The organism is Bradyrhizobium sp. LeoB3 (assembly GCF_055456055.1).
In genome coordinates this window covers 1-488 of sequence record NZ_JBVBEF010000375.1, presented here as the reverse complement: position 1 = coordinate 488, position 488 = coordinate 1, and the positions used below count along the sequence as shown (strand labels likewise).

General features: G+C 59.2%; 1 protein-coding gene. It reads left to right on the top strand.

The window, feature by feature from the left end:
• Window positions 1-188, top strand: a 188-nt coding sequence (locus ACZXDY_RS46395; RefSeq protein WP_464350085.1) for a hypothetical protein, incomplete at its 5' end; no start/stop codon positions are given.
• Between the last annotated feature and the right edge of the window lie 300 nt (window positions 189-488).

Sequence of the window (488 nt, the reverse complement as noted above, 5' to 3'; positions counted from 1 at the left end):
CGGATCGTCATGTCTTCGATCATGCGCCGGCGCAACGGGCTCATTGCCTCGTCGATCATGGGGATGCTCCTGCCTTGGGTGAGGTTGTTGCAACCCCTCAATCTCAAGACAGGACGCCCCTTGGCGCTATCGGCTTGGCCACCCTGCTTGCCGCAGCGGCCTACCGCGCGAGCGGTTTAGTCCTGTGACCCGTTGCGGAAGTGGTCGGCTTTAGGGGCGCGCTCCCTAAACCTTCGTATCATTCCCTGGCCGCTTTGGATGGCAGGCGCATTACCTACGTTCAATTGAGCGGCTGACCGCGATCGTCCTAGGCTGCACGCGTAGGAAAAGCGCACAGGCCCATGCAGTGCGACGGTGGAAAAGGATGATCGACGAACAGCGACGATAGTACCAAGAGGAGACTACGATGCTCCATTGCTCCGATAATCTTAGATCTGGCAGTGCCACGCGATGCGCAGTGTGTGATGGCAAGTTTGGTCTCGTCCGGC